Source organism: Nonomuraea sp. NPDC051298, assembly GCF_055586305.1.
The window spans coordinates 475,377-489,733 of the sequence record NZ_JBVJIM010000004.1 but is presented as its reverse complement, the minus strand read 5'-3'; the positions used below and the strand labels follow the sequence as shown (position 1 = coordinate 489,733).

The following is a 14,357-nucleotide window of genomic DNA, read 5'->3' as shown; positions in this document are numbered from 1 at the left end:
AACAATCTCTCGTGTGTCATAGGCGTAGTCCTGTTAGATGGTAACGGAGTCTGCCATGCTCGCCCCCTACCGCCGCCTGCTCGCCCATTCCGGGGTCCCTCACCTGCTCGTCGCGGGGCTCATCCTCAAACTGGGCCCGCCCGTGCTCAGCCTCGCCCTGCTGCTGTCCGCCGTCGACCGCCTCGGCTCCTACGCCACCGCCGGGCTCGTGCTCACCGGTCACGCGCTGGCCCTGGCCCTGTGCGCGCCGCCCGGCGGACGCATCGCCGACCGGTACGGCCCGCGCCCCACCCTCATCTGCTACCTGGCCGCCCACGCGCTGGCCTACGCCCTGCTCCTGCTCGCGCCCCCCGCCCTGATGATCGGCGCGGCGGTGCTGCTCGGCGCCACCACGCCGCCCGCCTCCTCGATCGTCAGAAGCGCCTGGCCACGACTGGTCCCCGAGCCCGCCCTGCCTGCCGCGTACGCGGTCGACAGCGCGGTCAACGAACTGATGTTCATCGTCGGCCCGCTGCTCGTGCCGGTCATGACCCTGGCCATGACAACGCACGACGTGGTGGCCGCCGCGGGCGCCGCCGTCCTGCTCGGCACGGTGCTGCTCCTGGCCTCCCCCGTGATCCGGCGGGCCGCACCCGCTCCGCCGGGCAGGCTCCGGCTGGCCGGGCCGCTCGGCCACCGGCGTACGGTCCTGCTGCTGAGCATCACCGCCCTCGGCACGTTCGCCTTCGGCTGCCTGCGCGTCGCCACGGTCGCCTCGGCCACCGTGTTCGGCTCCGCCGCCTCCGCCGGTGTGCTGATGGGCCTGCTGTCGGTCGGCGCCCTCCTCGGCACCCTCGGGTACGGCGCCCGCGCCTGGCCCGTCACCGGCGTGCGCCTGCTCGTGCTGCTCTCACTCGCGGAGGCGGCCGTGCTGCTGGCCGGGGGCTGGGCGCCGGGCTTCGTGACGCTCGCCGTACTGATCACTTTGGTCGGGTTGGTGACCGGGCCACGGGACGCGGCCGTGCCGACCCTGCTCGCCGACCACACCCCCGCCCACTACCGCACCGAGGTCTTCGCCTGGCTCCAGACCTTCATGTGGGCCGGGTACGGGCTCGGCACCGCCGTCGCCGGCCGCCTCATCGGGCCCCTGGACACCGGCGCCGCCGCCTTCGGAGCGGCCGCGGTCGCGGCCGTGGCGGGGGCGGGCCTGGCCGTTGCCGCCGGCCGGTCCGCCCGCGCGGTGAGCTGAACCCCGACCCAGGACGGGATTTGCCACGAACGGGCGAATAGATCGCGCGATCCCGGTCAGTAATGGGGGAGGTGGGTGTTCGTCCAGCCCGAGGAGGGCCGATGAATGGCGTACCGTCGGAAAGCGCGCTGACGCGCTAGTCACGAGGCGATTGTCCGCTCCAGAACCCCTTTCCTGCTCTCGGCGAAACATCGCGGATGGGCTCCGAGGCTGTCCGCAAAAAGCCGACAGTCCGCACGGAATCGAGAGAGCGACGCAATCATGAGCAATAGTCGCAAGGTTTCCTTCACGATCGCCGCGAGCGCCCTCGCCCTGTCGACGGCGTGCAGCGGCGGCAGCGGCTCCACAGCCGGGTACGAGGCGATGAACGAAAGCACGCCGACGGGCACCGCCACCGAGATGCCGACGGGCACCGCGACCGCCGGGCATCCGTCGCCCACGTTCGACGCGGCGGACGTCAAGTTCACCCAAAGAATGCTCCTGCACCATCAACAGGCGATCGAGATGGCGAAGCTCGCCTCCCACCGGGCCTCCGACCCCGAGGTCAAGCAGCTCGCCGCCAGGATCGAGAAGGAGCAGGAGCAGCAGAGCCAGACGATGAAGGACCTGCTCTCCTCCTGGCATCAGCCCACCCCGACGCCGGGCATGGCGCACGACATGCCCGGCAGCATGTCGGAGGAGGACATGCGCAAGCTCGCGGCGGCCCAGGGCAAGGACTTCGACAAGCTCTTCGTCCAGCAGATGATCGCCCATCACCGGGGAGCGATCGAGATGGCGCGCACGGAGGAGGCCGACGGGGCCAACCCGCAGGCCAAAGAACTCGCCAAGCAGATCATCACCACTCAGGAGGGGGAGCTGAAGGAGCTGGAGCAGATTCGCGACCGGCTCTGACCCTGGCCGAGCCGATTCGGGCCCGAGCGACTCGGGCCCGAATCGGCGTGCCCCGTGGTCGGCGCTTGTCGGCCGTCTCGGCGCCGCACTACCGTGCCGGGATGAATCTCTTCTCACCCTCTTGGACGGCGTTGCGCACGGCGGTCGCCGAGCTTCCCGACGAGGTCTTCGAGCAGCCGTCGGGCTGTGCGGGCTGGCGGGTGCGAGACCTGGTGTGCCATTTGATCATTGACGCGCAGGACGTCCTGATCACCCTGGTGACCCCCGCCGACACCGAACCGACGCGCGACTCCGTCACCTACTGGGAGGTCTCCGACACGCCGCCGACCGGCGACGACCCGCTCGACGCGCTGATCGTCCGGCTGGCCGCGGCGTACGAGGAGCCCTGGCTGCTCAAGTTCCACCTCGACGACCTCGGCTCCGCCGCCGGGCGCGCCGCCGAGCTGGCAGACCCGGCCCTGCGGGTCGGCACCCGCGACGTGGTTCTCACCGCGGGCGACTACCTGTCCGCGTACGTCCTGGAGTGGACGCTGCACCACCTCGACCTGGTCGCCTACCTTCCTGACGTGCCTGGGCCGCCCGCCGAGGGGCTCGCCCGCACCCGCGCGATGCTGGAGCGGATCGCCGGGTTCGCGTTCCCCGCGTCCTTCTCCGACAAGGACGCGCTGCTCGTGGGCACCGGACGGCGGGCGCCGACCGACGCGGAGCGGGCCGAACTCGGGGAGGCGGCGGCGAGGCTGCCGTTCGTCGTCGGGTGAGCGTCCTGCGGAACGAGCCCGCCGAACGAGCCCGCTGAACGACGGCGGTCTCGGCGGCGCAGCCGCTCGTGACATCGGCACGACAGGAAGGCGACAGACCGGTTTGCCAGGCTTCTGATCGCTCGGGCGGACCTCCCCGGCGGGCGCTGACGTGCGCCCGAGACCCGTGGTGACGACGGGGAGGCCCGAGCCGTTGAACCAGACCTCGAATCGGAGTCCCATGAAGACCGCTGCCGTACTCATACTCGGGGCCGTAGCCGCCCTGTCGCCTCTGCCCGTCGTGGCCGGCGCCGCGTCCGCGTCCGCGCCCCCTCTGGGGCAGCGGGACCGCAGGGAACAAGGGCGCCTACGCCGTCATGCAGTACGACGGCAACCTCGTCGTCAACAGCGCTTCGAACAAGCCGCTGTGGTCCTCCGGCACGGCGGACTCCCCGGGCGCGTGGCTCGGCGTCCAGGACGACGCCAACCTGGTCATCTACAGCGAGGACGACGAGGCGCTGTGGGAGCGCCGGACGACCTTCGCCAGGCTGACCGCCGACCGGGTGCTGGAGGCGGGCGACTACGTGCGCTCGGCCAAGCGGCAGTACCGGCTGGTCATGCAGAACGACGGCAACCTCGTCCTCCAGCACGCCGGCACCGCGCTGTGGAGCAGCAAGACCGCCGGGCACCCGGGCGCGTTCGCGGTGATGCAGAGCGACGGCAACTTCGCCGTCTACACCTCCGGCAAGAAGCCGCTGTGGAGCACCAGGACGGCGCCCAACCCCGGCGCGTTCCTCCAGGTTCAGGACGATGGCAACGTGGTGATCTACAGTGCCGCGGGGAAGCCGCTGTGGGGCGCCAGAACGTGAGGGGACCGCACGGTCGCCGGAAAGGAGCAGGTGTGGCCGACTTCGAGTCATCGATCGTCGAAGCCCAACTCGACGCGGTGGAGCGGTCGCTGACCGCCACCCCCGACGAGGACGTGGTCGTCTCCGCGGTGACCCTGAGCCAGTCGTACCCCGTGGACCAGAAGAGCCTCTGGGCGGCGTGCACCACCCGGGAGCGGCTGGCCCAGTGGCTGGGGCCGGTCAGCGGCGATCTCCGGGTGGAGGGGCGTTACCAGCTCGAGGACACCGCCGCCGGAGTCGTCCGGCGCTGTCGCGCTCCCAAGTCCTACGTCGTGAGCTGGGACTACGGGGATGACACGTCGCTGGTAGAGGTCCGGCTGCGCGCCGAGGAGGCCGAGGACGACGGGGAGAAGAGCGGGACACGGCTGACCGTGATCCACTCTGCCGACATCGCGTCGCGACGGTGGGCACAGTACGGCGCAGGCGAGTCCGGCATCGGCTGGGACATCTGGTTGCTGTGCCTGGCTCACCACCTGGCCACGGGAGACGCCGTCGCCGCCGCCGTCGACGCGTGGACCGAGAGCGCCGGCGGCAGGCGGTTCATCGCGGAGAGCGGCCGCCGGTGGGCGGACAGGTCCATCGCCACCGGCACGCCGGAGGCCGACGCGCGGGCGGCGGAGGCGCGTATCACCGCGTTCTACGCCAATCTCGACCCCGCTGGGCAGCCGTAGGCGCTCGCCCTGGTCAGCTCGTCGCGGGCTAGGATCGGCCCGTGCCCTTGAGCGCGAACGACGTCGACCGGTTCGAGGCCGCCAGGCCGCGCCTGGAGGCCATCGCCTACCGCCTCCTCGGCTCCGCTGGTGAGGCGGAGGACGCCGTGCAGGAGACGTTCCTGCGCTGGCAGGCCGCCGACGTGGCGCGCATCGAGGTCCCCGAGGCGTGGCTGACCAGGGCCCTCACCAACCTGTGCCGCAACCAGCTCACCTCCGCGCGGGCCCGCCGCGAGACCTACGTGGGCTGGTGGCTGCCCGAGCCGCTGCTCGCCGGTGACCCGATGCTCGGCCCGGCCGACACCGCCGAGCAGCGCGAGTCGCTCTCGTACGCGGTGCTCACGCTCATGGAGCGGCTCTCGCCCAACGAGCGGGCGGTTTACGTGCTGCGGGAGGCGTTCGGCTACCCGCACAGGGAGATCGCTGAGATCCTCGACCTCACCGAGGCCGCCAGCCAGCAGCTCTTCCACCGGGCCAAGAAGCACGTCGCCGACGGCAGGGCCCGCACCGAGATCGACGCGGCCGCCGCCCGGCGGATCGTCGAGGAGTTCCTCGCCGCCGCCGCCAGCGGCCGGACCGAGCCGCTCGTACGCCTGCTCACCAGCGACGCCATCGCCGTCGGCGACGGCGGCGGGAAGATCCCGTCCCGCGCCAAGCCGTTCGTGGGCGCCGTCGCGGTCGCGAAGTTCCTGCGCGGACTGTTCAAACCCGGCGCGGCCAAGCGCGCCCTGGTCGGCGGCGCGCCCGGCCTCTACGCCTCGACCGCCAACGGCGACCCCGCCGTCGTGGCCGTCGTCGACGGCCGGGTCGTCGCCGTCATCTGCCTGGAGGTCGCCGCCGACGGCATCGTCGCCTCCCGCATCCAGGTCAACCCCGGCAAGCTCGGACGCGCGACCGCGCGCTGGGCGGCCGACGATCATGGAGAGCCTCTGTACAACGCCTTGTGAGGGCGGTGTGAGGTGCTTCACATCGTGTTCCTGTCAGGAAACGGCGGGCCGCCCGGTTCAAGGGGCGAACGCACGACAGGAGGCAGCAAATGCAGCACCGCATCGTCGTCCTCGGGGCCGGATACACCGGAGCCTTCGCCGCCGGTCGGCTCGCCAGGCGGCTCCACCGCGAGGACGTCGCCATCACCCTCGTCAACGCCGAGCCCGACTTCGTGGAACGCGTCCGCCTGCACCAGGTGGCGACCGGCCAGGACCTCAGGCCCCGGCCGTTCGGCGAGATGTTCGCGGGCACCGGCGTCGAACTGCGGCTCGCGAAGGTCACCGGCGTCGACGTCGACCGCAGGACCGTCACCGTCACCGACACGACCAGCTCGATCGAGTCCTCGGTAGTGAGACAACTCGACTACGACACCCTCGTCTACGCCCTCGGCAGTCTCTGGGACGCCCACGGTGTCCCCGGGACCGCCGAGCACGCCTATGAGCTGGCGGGCCGCCCCGGAGCGCTCCGGTTGCGCGGGCGACTGGCCGGTCTCGACGCCGGGCGGAGCGTGGTCGTCGTGGGCGGCGGCCTCACCGGCGTGGAGACCGCGACCGAGATCGCCGAGGCCCGCCCCGACCTCGACGTCGCCCTCGCCACCCGAGGCGACCTCGGCGACTGGCTCTCGCCCAAGGGCCGCGGGCACCTGCGGAAGGTCTTCGCCGGGCTCGGCATCACCGTGCACGAGCACGCCGCCGTCACCGGCGTCGAAGCCGACCGGGTCGTCACCGCCGACGGCGAGGTCATCCCGGCCGCGGTCACCGTGTGGACCGCCGGCTTCGCGGTCCACCCCATCGCGCGGGCGAGCGCCCTGGAGGTCACCGGCACCGGACAGATCGTGGTCGACGGGACCATGCGCTCGGTCTCGCACCCGGACGTGTACGCCGTCGGCGACGCCGCCATGGCGATCGGCCCGGGGAACAAGCCGCTGCGGATGTCGTGCGCCTCGGGCATTCCGGCCGCCTGGCAGGCCGCCGACGCGATCGCGGCCCGCCTGACCGGCGGCAGGCTCCCGAACGCGCCGATCCGCTACCTCAACCAGTGCATCTCGCTGGGCCGCAAGGAGGGGCTGATCCAGTACGTCACCGCCGACGACCGTTCCCTGCGGGCGGTGCTGACCGGCCGGACGGCCGCCGTGTACAAGGAGCTGATCTGCACGGGAGCGGCCTGGAGCGTCGCCAACCCGTTGTTCGGCCTGCCGGCCCGGCGCCGCCGCGTCACCCGGGATCGGGCCGCGGCCGGTGTCCGGGCCCGCGCGCAATCTTGAACCGCACGTTGGACAAGCCTCAGGAGGCGGACTCTAGCCTGGTCGGAGTGAGGTGATGAGGCCATGGCGGACAACGACCTGGTGCTGGTGACGGGTGCCGGAGGCGGCGTCGGGGGAGTGGGGCGCACCGTCACCGAGCTGCTGCGCGAGAGCGGCTTGGCGGTGCGGGCGATGGTGCACCACGACGACGACCGGGCGGAGGCCCTGCGGGCGCTCGGCGCGGACGTGGTCGTCGGCGATCTCACGAACCCGGCCGACGTGGCGCGGGCCGTCGAGGGCGTCGGCCGGATGTTGTTCAGCATGAGCGTGTCGCCGTCGTACCTGGAGGCCGCCGTCACGGTCGCGAGCGTGGCGCGGGCGGTCGGCCGGATCGAGGCCCTGGTCGCGATGTCCCAGATGACCGTGTCGCAGATGGACGCGCTCAGCACTGAGGAGTCGCACCAGCAGCGCCTGCACTGGCTGTCGGACCAGGTGCTCGACTGGTGCGGGCTGCCGGTCGTGCATGTCAGGCCCACCGTCTTCCTGGACAACCCGCTGTTCACCACGCTGGCCGCGCGGTCCATCGCCGACAGCGGCACCCTCAGGCTGCCCTTCGGCGCCGGCCGTACGTCGCCCGTCGCGGCCGACGACGTCGCCCGCGTGGTCGCCGCCATCCTGCGGGACCCGGGGCCGTACCTCGGGAAGGTTCTGGAGCTGACCGGGCCCAGGTCGGAGCCGATGACCGCCGTCGCGCAGGAGTACGCCAGGGCGCTGCACCGGCCGGTGACCTACGAGGACGTGCCCGCGCGGCGGTGGGAGGACGACGTCCTGTCCCGTTCCGGGCTGGGGCCGCACACCGAGGAGCACATCGCGACCATGGCCCGGCTGCACCGCCAGAACAGGTACGACCGCTCCACCCGCACGGTCGAGCAGATCACCGGGCGGCCCGCCCAGACGGTCGAGGAGTTCGTCGCGCGGCGGGCCGAGCTGTTCGACGGACACCGGTGACCGAGGGGCGCCGCGCCGGACCGGAAAGGGCGGCGCGGGGCTAGGCGGCGAAGTGGCAGGCGACCGGGTGGCCGGTGCCCCTGTCGACCAGCGTGGGCTCCTCCTCGTGGCACCGGTCCTGGGCCAGCCAGCACCGGGTGCGGAACCGGCAGCCGGACGGCGGCGACAACGGCGAGGGAACGTCCCCCGTCAGGACGATCTCCTGCCGGTCGGTGTCCCGCCAGTCGTCGACGCCGGGCGCGGCCGACAGCAGCGCCTGGGTGTAGGGGTGGGCGGGCCGGGCGTAGAGGCCGTCCTTCGGGCCGATCTCGGCGATCTTGCCGAGGTACATCACCGCCACCCGGTCGCACAGGTGGTGGACGACGCCGAGGTCGTGGGAGATGAACAGGTAGGCGACGCCCAGGTCACGCTGGAGCTCCCGCAGCAGGTTGAGGATCTGGGCGCGTACCGAGACGTCGAGGGCGGAGACGGCCTCGTCGCAGATGATCAGGCGTGGTCGCACGGCCAGCGCCCTGGCGATGCTGATGCGCTGGCGCTGCCCGCCCGAGAACTGGTGGGGGTAGCGGTCGGCGTGCTCGGGCCGCAGGCCGACGCGGTCGAGCAGGGTGCGTACCTCGTCGTCCCAGCGTTCGCGGGGCACGAGCCCGGGGTGGATGCGCCAAGCCTCCTTGATCAGCGCGGCCACGGTCATGCGCGGGTTGAGCGAGGCGTACGGGTCCTGGAAGATGAGCTGGATCTCCTGCCTGAGCCGCCGCAGCTCCTTGGCGGGCAGCGCGGCCAGGTCCTTGCCCTCGAAGAGCACCTTCCCCGAGGTGGGCCGGACCAGACCGACGATGGTCCTGGCCACGGTCGACTTGCCGCAGCCGGACTCGCCGACCAGGCCCACGGTCTCGCCCTCGCCCACGGTGAGGTTCACCCCGGCCACCGCCTGCACCTCGACCCTGCGGGTGCGGTAGGTGGTGACGAGATCGACGAGTTCAAGCATGTGCGATCACCTCCTCGGCGAAGTGGCAGGCGCTGGTGCGCCCGGGTCCGAGCGGACGGGGCTCGGGGTCGTTCTCGCGGCAGACGTCGCGGGCGAGCGGGCAGCGGGCGGCGAAGGAGCAGCCGGTCAGCGGCTTGCTCAGGTCGGGCGGCCCGCCGCCGATCATCTCCAGCGGACGGTCGTCGCGCAGCGAGGGCACGGCGCGCATCAGGCCGCGGGTGTAGGGGTGGGCGGGCCGCTCGTACACCTCGGGCACGGTGCCCGTCTCCACGATCCGGCCCGCGTACATGACGGCGATCCGGTCGGCGGCTCGGGCGACCACGCCGAGGTCGTGGCTGATGAGGATCATGCCGAGGCGTTCCGCCCGCTGGCGTTCGCGCAGGAGTCGCAGGATCTGGGCCTGCACGGTGACGTCCAGCGCGGTGGTCGGCTCGTCGGCGATGAGCAGGCGGGGGTCGAGGGCCAGCGCCATGGCGATCATCACGCGCTGGCGCATGCCGCCGGAGAAGCGGTGGGGGTACTCGTCCAGCCGGCGGGCCGCGTCGGGGATGCCGACCAGGGCCATCAGCTCGGCCGACCGGCCGCGGGCCTCCTTCCTGCCCAGGCCGCGGTGCCTGCGGAACATCTCGCCGATCTGGTAGCCGACGGTCAGTGACGGGTTCAGCGCACTGAGCGGATCCTGGAAGATCATCGAGATGCGTTCGCCGCGGAGCTTGCGCCACTGCTCGTCGGTGAGCCCGGTGACGTCCTGCCCCTCGATCCGGATGTGGCCGCCCGCCAGCCGGGCTCCGTGCGGCACCAGGCCGAGCAGCGACTGCGCGGTCACGCTCTTGCCGCTGCCCGACTCGCCGACGACGGCCACCGTCTCGCCCTCCTCGACCTGGAACGAGACGCCGCGCACCACGCGGGTGCCGCCGAACTCCACGGCCAGGTCCTCGACCTCCAGCAGGGGGTTCATGCGCTCAGCTCCGTCATCGGGTCGGACAGGTCTCGCAGCAGGTCGCCGAGCACGCCGATGCTGACCACCACGAGCGCCAGCGCGAGGCCGGGCGCGGCGGCGATCCACCAGGCGGAGGCCAGGTAGTCGCGGCCCTGCGCGATGGTGGCGCCCCAGGACGCCTGCGTGGCGGGCACGCCGAGGCCGAGGAAGCTCAGCGACGCCTCGGCGACCATGGTCAGGCCGACCTGTACGGTCGCCGCGACGAGCAGCGGCGGCAGGCAGGAGGGCAGGATGTAGTGGATGAGGATGCGCCCGTTGGAGGCGCCGAGCACGCGGGCCGAGTCGACGAACTCGCGGTGCCGTACGGACAGCGCCGACCCGCGCACCACCCTCGCGAAGATCACCCATCGGGTCACCGCGAGCGCGATGATCACGTTGACCATGCTGGGCCCGAGCACGCCCGCGAGCAGGATCGCCAGGAGCAGGCTGGGGAAGGCGAGCTGGATGTCGCCGACGCGGGAGATGATGCCATCCACCCAGCTACCGAAATATCCGGACAAGAGGCCGAGCACCAGCCCGATCGACCCGCCCACCAGCACGGTCACCAGCGCCACGGTCAGCGACGTACGCATGCCGGACAGCACCTCGGCCACCAGGTCCTGGCCCACCTGGTCGGTGCCGAACCAGGCGACGGCCCCGTCGGACAGGCGGCTGCCCGGAGGCAGCAACCGGTCCTGCGGGCTGGTCACCGCGGCGTCGAAGGGGACCAGGATCGGCCCCACCACGCCGGCGACCGCGAACAGCAGCACGGTCCCGATGGCCAGCCGCCCGCGCAGGGGCAGCCGCCGCAGGACGGCGGTGTCGAGCGTCATGCGTTCTCCAACTGGATCCTGGGGTCGAGGTAGCTGTAGAGCACGTCGACCAGCAGGTTGAGCGTGATGTAGCAGACGGTGACCACGATGAGGACGGCCTCGACCACCGAGTAGTCGCGGAAGGTGATCGAGTCGATGAGCAGCGAGCCGATCCCCGGCCAGGCGAAGACCACCTCGACGATCACCCCGTTGGCGATGAAGAAGCCCATCAGCAGGCCGAGCATGGTCACGACGGGCACCAGCGTGTTGCGCAGCACGTGGACGTAGAAGACCACCCGCCGGCTCAGGCCCTTGGCCCGCGCCGTGCGCACGTAGTCCTGGTTCATCTCCTCGAGGATCCCCGTGCGCACCAGCCGGCCGAGCCAGCCGACGAACGGCAGCGCCAGCGTGAGCGCGGGGAGCAGCAGGCTGGCCATGGTGCCGTCGGCGGTGCTCGGCAGGATCTGCAGCAGCCGGGCGAAGATCAGGGAGAGCATGATGCCGATCCAGAACGGCGGCAGGGCCTGCCCGACCAGCGACGAGACGGAGACCAGGTGGTCGGCCACGGTGCCCGCGTGCCTGGCAGCGAACGTGCCGGCCAGGAAGCCGAGCACCACGGTGAAGACCATGGCCCAGACCGACAGGCTCAGCGTGGGGCCGAGCCGTTCGAGCGTGGCGTCCAGCGCGCTGCCGCCCTGCCGCCAGGACTCGCCGAACTCCAGGCGCAGCACGTCGCCCAGGTGGGCGAAGTACTGCGCGAGGAGGGGCCGGTCCAGGCCCATCTCGGTGCGGAGCGCGGCCAGTTGCTCGGGGGTGGCCTGGCTGCCGAGGATCAGCTCGGCGGGGTCGCCGGGCAGCACGCGCAGCGCGACGAAGACGATGGTGACCGCGCCCCAGATCTGCAACAGCGCCTGGGCCAGGCGGCGGGCGAGGAAGAGGGTCATGGGCGGCTCGATCCTCGTACGGTGAGCGCCGGCGGGAAGAGCACCTTCTCCGGCGCCCCCGTGGCCGACTTCGTCAGCCGCCGCAGCATGCGGTCGACGGCCGACACCGCGATGTCCGCGGCAGGCAGGTCGACCGAGGTGAGCGACGGTATGACGTACGGCGCGAAGGGGTAGCCGCCGTAGCCGACGACCAGCACGTCCTCGGGGACGCGCAGCCCCGCCTCGTGCGCGACCCGGTACGTCGCCAGCGCGAAATAGTCGTTGCCCGCGACGAACGCCAGCGGCCGATCGCCGGTGGCGATCACCTCGCGGGCCAGCCGGTACGCCTCGCTCGGGTCCCACGGCATCGCGCTCTGCTCCAGCCGCCTGGTCGGCACCTTGATCACCGCGTCGGGCCCCATCGGCAGCCCGCTGTCGGCCATGGCGCGGCGGTAGCCCTCGAGCCGGTCGACCACCGAGGAGACACCCAGGTCCTCCTCCAGGAAGTAGATCTTCCTGGCGCCCTGCTCGACGGCGTGCCTGGCGGTCTCGTAGCCGCCGCGGGCGTGGTCGACGCCGACGAGGTCGGCGTTCAGCTCGGGGACGTCACGGTTGATCAGCACCAGCGGCACCCCAGCAGAGCGGAACGGCCGCCAGTGCTCCGCGCCCTCCTGCACGGCCACCACCAGGACCCCGTCGACGCCGCGGCGCAGCAGCTCCTCGGCCGCCCGCCGCTCGTTGTCCACGGACTCCTCGGTCGCCATCAGCAGCAGCGAGTAGCCGTGCTTGCGGCAGTGCTGCTCCACGCCGCTGATGAGCTGGGCGTAGAAGGGGTTGGACGGGTTCGTGATCACCATGCCGAGCGTGGTCGCGGAGCCCAGGACCAGGGAGCGGGCGGTCACGTTCGGCACGTAGCCGAGCCTGGCCGCCTCCGCCTTGACCCGGTTCCTGGTCTCCACGCCCACGCTGTCCTTGTCGGACAGGGCCCGCGACACGGTGTTGACCGACACCCCGAGGCTCTCGGCGATGTCCTTCAGCGTCGTACGGCGTCCGTCAGGCATGATCGGCGGAGACCGTCCTGAACTCGGGCTGGCTGTTGCCCGCCGGGCGGAAGTTCTTGACGGTCGAGCGCACGCCGTAGGTGGCGGCCAGCGACGCGGGGAACACGCCGACCGCGTCCGACCAGATGATCTCGCACGCCTGTCCGTACAGGGCCTTGCGCCTGTCCTGGTCGGCGGTGGACTTGGCCTGGGCGAGGATCGCGTCCAGCTCCTTGTTGGCGTAGCCCATGCGGTTGGCCTCGGAGGTGTACAGGCGGCCGAGCGTGTAGTCGGCGTCCGCCGTGGTCACGGTGTTGACCTGCAGCTCGATGTCCCAGTCGAGGGCGGTCAGCCGCTTGATCCAGGCGGCCTTCTCGATCTGCTGCGGCTCGACGACCACGCCCACCTTCGCCCAGGCCGAGATGAACGACTGGGCCAGCTCGGTGGCCAGCGGCCCGGTGTCCCTGAACCACATCATCGAGGTGCGGATGCCGTCGGCGTATCCCGCCTCGGCCAGCTCCTTCTTGGCCAGGTCGGGGTCGTGGGCGTAGGGCTGCTGCGGTGCGTGGCCGAACACCGACGACGGGATGGGCGCGTCCATGACCGTGGCGGCCTCGCCGTACAGGTTGGCGACGATGCCCTTGACGTCGAGCGCGTGGTGCAGCGCGCGGCGCACCTTGGGGTCGCTGAACGGCTTGCGCCCGCAGTTGAACCAGGTCAGGAAGTAGTTGAGGCCCGGCGTGCTCTCGACGGAGATCCCGGACACCTGGCGCAGGCGCTGGAGCTCGTCGGGCGGGATGATCCAGGTGACGTCCACCTCGCCGTTCTGCAGCGCGGTCATCCGCGTGGACGCCTCGGGGATGTAGGGCAGGCGCAGCCCCCGCAGCGTGGGCGCGCCGCCCCAGTAGTCCTTCACGGGGGTGAGCACGAGCTGCGACGACGGCGTGAACGACTCCACGGCGAACGGCCCGCTGCCCACCGGCTTGCGGAAGAAGCCCGACCTGCCCATCTGGGCCGCGGGGAGGATGAACGCCAGCGTCAGGTTCACCAGCATCGCGCCGAGCGGCTCGGTGGTGGTGATCTTGACGGTTCGGGCGTCGGGCGCCTCGACCGAGTCGACCGCGGCCCACAGCGGCTTCTGCGGGCCCGTCGACTTGACCAGCCGGTCCAGCGACGCCTTCACGTCGGCCGAGGTCAGCTTGCCGCCGTCGTGGAAGGTGACGTCCTCGCGGAGGGTGAACACCCACGTCTTGTCGTCGGGCCGGGTCCACGACGTGGCCAGGCTCGGCACCGGCTCGGCGCCGTTCCTGGTCACGAGCGTGTCGTAGATCTGCCGGTTGGCCAGCAGCGACGCCTCGTCGACCGCGCTCGGGCCGTGCGGGTCCAGGTCGTTGATGGCCTGGTTGAACGCGGCGCTGAGCGGGGAGTCCTGGCCGGAGCCCGAGCCGGGCCCGCCGGGGGCGCATCCTGCGATCAGGACAGCGCCTCCGAGGAGGGTGAGGAATTGGCGCCTGCCTACATCGTCCATGTCGCTTACCTTCTAGTCAGCTCTGTCAGGCTCTGTCAGCTCTTGAGTGCCAGGTAGATCAGGACTTTCGCCTTCGGATCGCCCCCGCGAAGTGAAGCCCTCAGTCGCAGCCAGTGACCGAACTCGCGTACGCGCCAGGACACCATTCCCGGCTCGGTGGTCACCAGCTCGGGTGTCTCCTCGTCGCACCAGTGCAGCCCGTCGGGGGAGACCTGGGTGACGAGGTGCAGGCTGGGCTGCTCGCCTTCGAGCTCCAGCGTACGTACGAACCATCGGGCTTCGGCCGCCCACCCGCATTCGTATGGTTCGGTGGTGAAATCTGCGGTGAAAGTGGTGTTCCGCTCGAGTACGGCGGTCTGAGCGTTCTTCATGCCGATG

General features: G+C 71.6%; 15 protein-coding genes. 8 read left to right on the top strand and 7 right to left on the bottom strand.

Annotated features, from left to right (window positions below):
• Window positions 1-37: 37 nt before the first annotated feature.
• From ACZ6S0_RS15840 to ACZ6S0_RS15805, 8 genes are all read left to right on the top strand, one after another.
• Entirely contained in the window at window positions 38-1,228 is a 1,191-nt protein-coding gene (locus tag ACZ6S0_RS15840) for an MFS transporter (protein WP_465917264.1), read from the top strand.
• A gap of 261 nt (window positions 1,229-1,489) precedes the next feature.
• Entirely contained in the window at window positions 1,490-2,119 is a 630-nt protein-coding gene (locus ACZ6S0_RS15835; RefSeq protein ID WP_465917260.1) for a DUF305 domain-containing protein, read from the top strand.
• Window positions 2,120-2,220: 101 nt separating this feature from the next.
• The gene (locus tag ACZ6S0_RS15830; RefSeq protein ID WP_465917256.1) at window positions 2,221-2,877 is read left to right on the top strand and encodes a maleylpyruvate isomerase N-terminal domain-containing protein; all 657 of its coding nucleotides are present in this window, start codon (window positions 2,221-2,223) and stop codon (window positions 2,875-2,877) included.
• 356 nt (window positions 2,878-3,233) lie between these two features.
• The gene (locus ACZ6S0_RS15825; RefSeq protein WP_465917252.1) at window positions 3,234-3,725 is read left to right on the top strand and encodes a hypothetical protein; all 492 of its coding nucleotides are present in this window, start codon (window positions 3,234-3,236) and stop codon (window positions 3,723-3,725) included.
• 32 nt (window positions 3,726-3,757) lie between these two features.
• On the top strand, window positions 3,758-4,435 hold the full coding sequence (locus ACZ6S0_RS15820) for an SRPBCC domain-containing protein (RefSeq protein WP_465917248.1): 678 nt from the start codon (window positions 3,758-3,760) through the stop codon (window positions 4,433-4,435).
• 41 nt (window positions 4,436-4,476) lie between these two features.
• Window positions 4,477-5,421, top strand: coding sequence for an RNA polymerase sigma factor SigJ (gene sigJ, locus ACZ6S0_RS15815; RefSeq protein ID WP_465917244.1), 945 nt, complete (start codon window positions 4,477-4,479; stop codon window positions 5,419-5,421).
• Window positions 5,422-5,510: 89 nt separating this feature from the next.
• Window positions 5,511-6,725 (top strand): NAD(P)/FAD-dependent oxidoreductase, encoded by a 1,215-nt coding sequence (locus tag ACZ6S0_RS15810; protein WP_465917241.1) that lies wholly within the window; start codon window positions 5,511-5,513, stop codon window positions 6,723-6,725.
• A 63-nt stretch (window positions 6,726-6,788) separates the two neighbouring features.
• Window positions 6,789-7,712, top strand: coding sequence for an NAD(P)H-binding protein (locus ACZ6S0_RS15805; protein WP_465917237.1), 924 nt, complete (start codon window positions 6,789-6,791; stop codon window positions 7,710-7,712).
• Window positions 7,713-7,752: 40 nt separating this feature from the next.
• On the opposite strand, the gene ACZ6S0_RS15800 is transcribed toward ACZ6S0_RS15805, so the two are convergent.
• From ACZ6S0_RS15800 to ACZ6S0_RS15770, 7 genes are read right to left on the bottom strand one after another with little or no spacing between them, the layout of a single operon-like run.
• Window positions 7,753-8,697 carry an ABC transporter ATP-binding protein gene (locus tag ACZ6S0_RS15800; protein WP_465917233.1) on the bottom strand — a complete coding sequence of 315 codons (945 nt, stop codon included), beginning with the start codon at window positions 8,695-8,697 and terminating at the stop codon, window positions 7,753-7,755.
• Window positions 8,690-9,655, bottom strand: coding sequence for an ABC transporter ATP-binding protein (locus ACZ6S0_RS15795; RefSeq protein WP_465917229.1), 966 nt, complete (start codon window positions 9,653-9,655; stop codon window positions 8,690-8,692). Before ACZ6S0_RS15795 ends, ACZ6S0_RS15800 begins: the two co-directional genes overlap by 8 nt.
• The gene (locus tag ACZ6S0_RS15790) at window positions 9,652-10,509 is read right to left on the bottom strand and encodes an ABC transporter permease (RefSeq protein ID WP_465917227.1); all 858 of its coding nucleotides are present in this window, start codon (window positions 10,507-10,509) and stop codon (window positions 9,652-9,654) included. The genes ACZ6S0_RS15795 and ACZ6S0_RS15790 overlap by 4 nt, the downstream gene beginning before the upstream one ends.
• Window positions 10,506-11,432, bottom strand: a complete 927-nt coding sequence (locus tag ACZ6S0_RS15785) for an ABC transporter permease (protein WP_465917224.1) — start codon at window positions 11,430-11,432, stop codon at window positions 10,506-10,508. The genes ACZ6S0_RS15790 and ACZ6S0_RS15785 overlap by 4 nt, the downstream gene beginning before the upstream one ends.
• Entirely contained in the window at window positions 11,429-12,472 is a 1,044-nt protein-coding gene (locus tag ACZ6S0_RS15780) for a LacI family DNA-binding transcriptional regulator (protein WP_465917220.1), read from the bottom strand. Before ACZ6S0_RS15780 ends, ACZ6S0_RS15785 begins: the two co-directional genes overlap by 4 nt.
• Window positions 12,465-13,979, bottom strand: a complete 1,515-nt coding sequence (locus tag ACZ6S0_RS15775; RefSeq protein WP_465917217.1) for an ABC transporter substrate-binding protein — start codon at window positions 13,977-13,979, stop codon at window positions 12,465-12,467. Before ACZ6S0_RS15775 ends, ACZ6S0_RS15780 begins: the two co-directional genes overlap by 8 nt.
• Window positions 13,980-14,014: 35 nt before the next feature.
• Window positions 14,015-14,350 (bottom strand): hypothetical protein, encoded by a 336-nt coding sequence (locus ACZ6S0_RS15770; protein ID WP_344876316.1) that lies wholly within the window; start codon window positions 14,348-14,350, stop codon window positions 14,015-14,017.
• Between the last annotated feature and the right edge of the window lie 7 nt (window positions 14,351-14,357).

Excerpts from the sequence above, each read along its gene's own strand:
- ACZ6S0_RS15840 (WP_465917264.1), top strand. The coding sequence starts at position 38 with ATGGTAACGGAGTCTGCCATGCTCGCCCCCTACCGCCGCCTGCTCGCC.
- ACZ6S0_RS15835 (WP_465917260.1), top strand. The coding sequence starts at position 1,490 with ATGAGCAATAGTCGCAAGGTTTCCTTCACGATCGCCGCGAGCGCCCTC.
- ACZ6S0_RS15830 (WP_465917256.1), top strand. The coding sequence starts at position 2,221 with ATGAATCTCTTCTCACCCTCTTGGACGGCGTTGCGCACGGCGGTCGCC.
- ACZ6S0_RS15825 (WP_465917252.1), top strand. The coding sequence starts at position 3,234 with ATGCAGTACGACGGCAACCTCGTCGTCAACAGCGCTTCGAACAAGCCG.
- ACZ6S0_RS15810 (WP_465917241.1), top strand. The coding sequence starts at position 5,511 with ATGCAGCACCGCATCGTCGTCCTCGGGGCCGGATACACCGGAGCCTTC.
- ACZ6S0_RS15805 (WP_465917237.1), top strand. The coding sequence starts at position 6,789 with ATGGCGGACAACGACCTGGTGCTGGTGACGGGTGCCGGAGGCGGCGTC.
- ACZ6S0_RS15800 (WP_465917233.1), bottom strand. The coding sequence starts at position 8,697 with ATGCTTGAACTCGTCGATCTCGTCACCACCTACCGCACCCGCAGGGTC.
- ACZ6S0_RS15795 (WP_465917229.1), bottom strand. The coding sequence starts at position 9,655 with ATGAACCCCCTGCTGGAGGTCGAGGACCTGGCCGTGGAGTTCGGCGGC.
- ACZ6S0_RS15790 (WP_465917227.1), bottom strand. The coding sequence starts at position 10,509 with ATGACGCTCGACACCGCCGTCCTGCGGCGGCTGCCCCTGCGCGGGCGG.
- ACZ6S0_RS15785 (WP_465917224.1), bottom strand. The coding sequence starts at position 11,432 with ATGACCCTCTTCCTCGCCCGCCGCCTGGCCCAGGCGCTGTTGCAGATC.
- ACZ6S0_RS15780 (WP_465917220.1), bottom strand. The coding sequence starts at position 12,472 with ATGCCTGACGGACGCCGTACGACGCTGAAGGACATCGCCGAGAGCCTC.
- ACZ6S0_RS15775 (WP_465917217.1), bottom strand. The coding sequence starts at position 13,979 with ATGGACGATGTAGGCAGGCGCCAATTCCTCACCCTCCTCGGAGGCGCT.
- ACZ6S0_RS15770 (WP_344876316.1), bottom strand. The coding sequence starts at position 14,350 with ATGAAGAACGCTCAGACCGCCGTACTCGAGCGGAACACCACTTTCACC.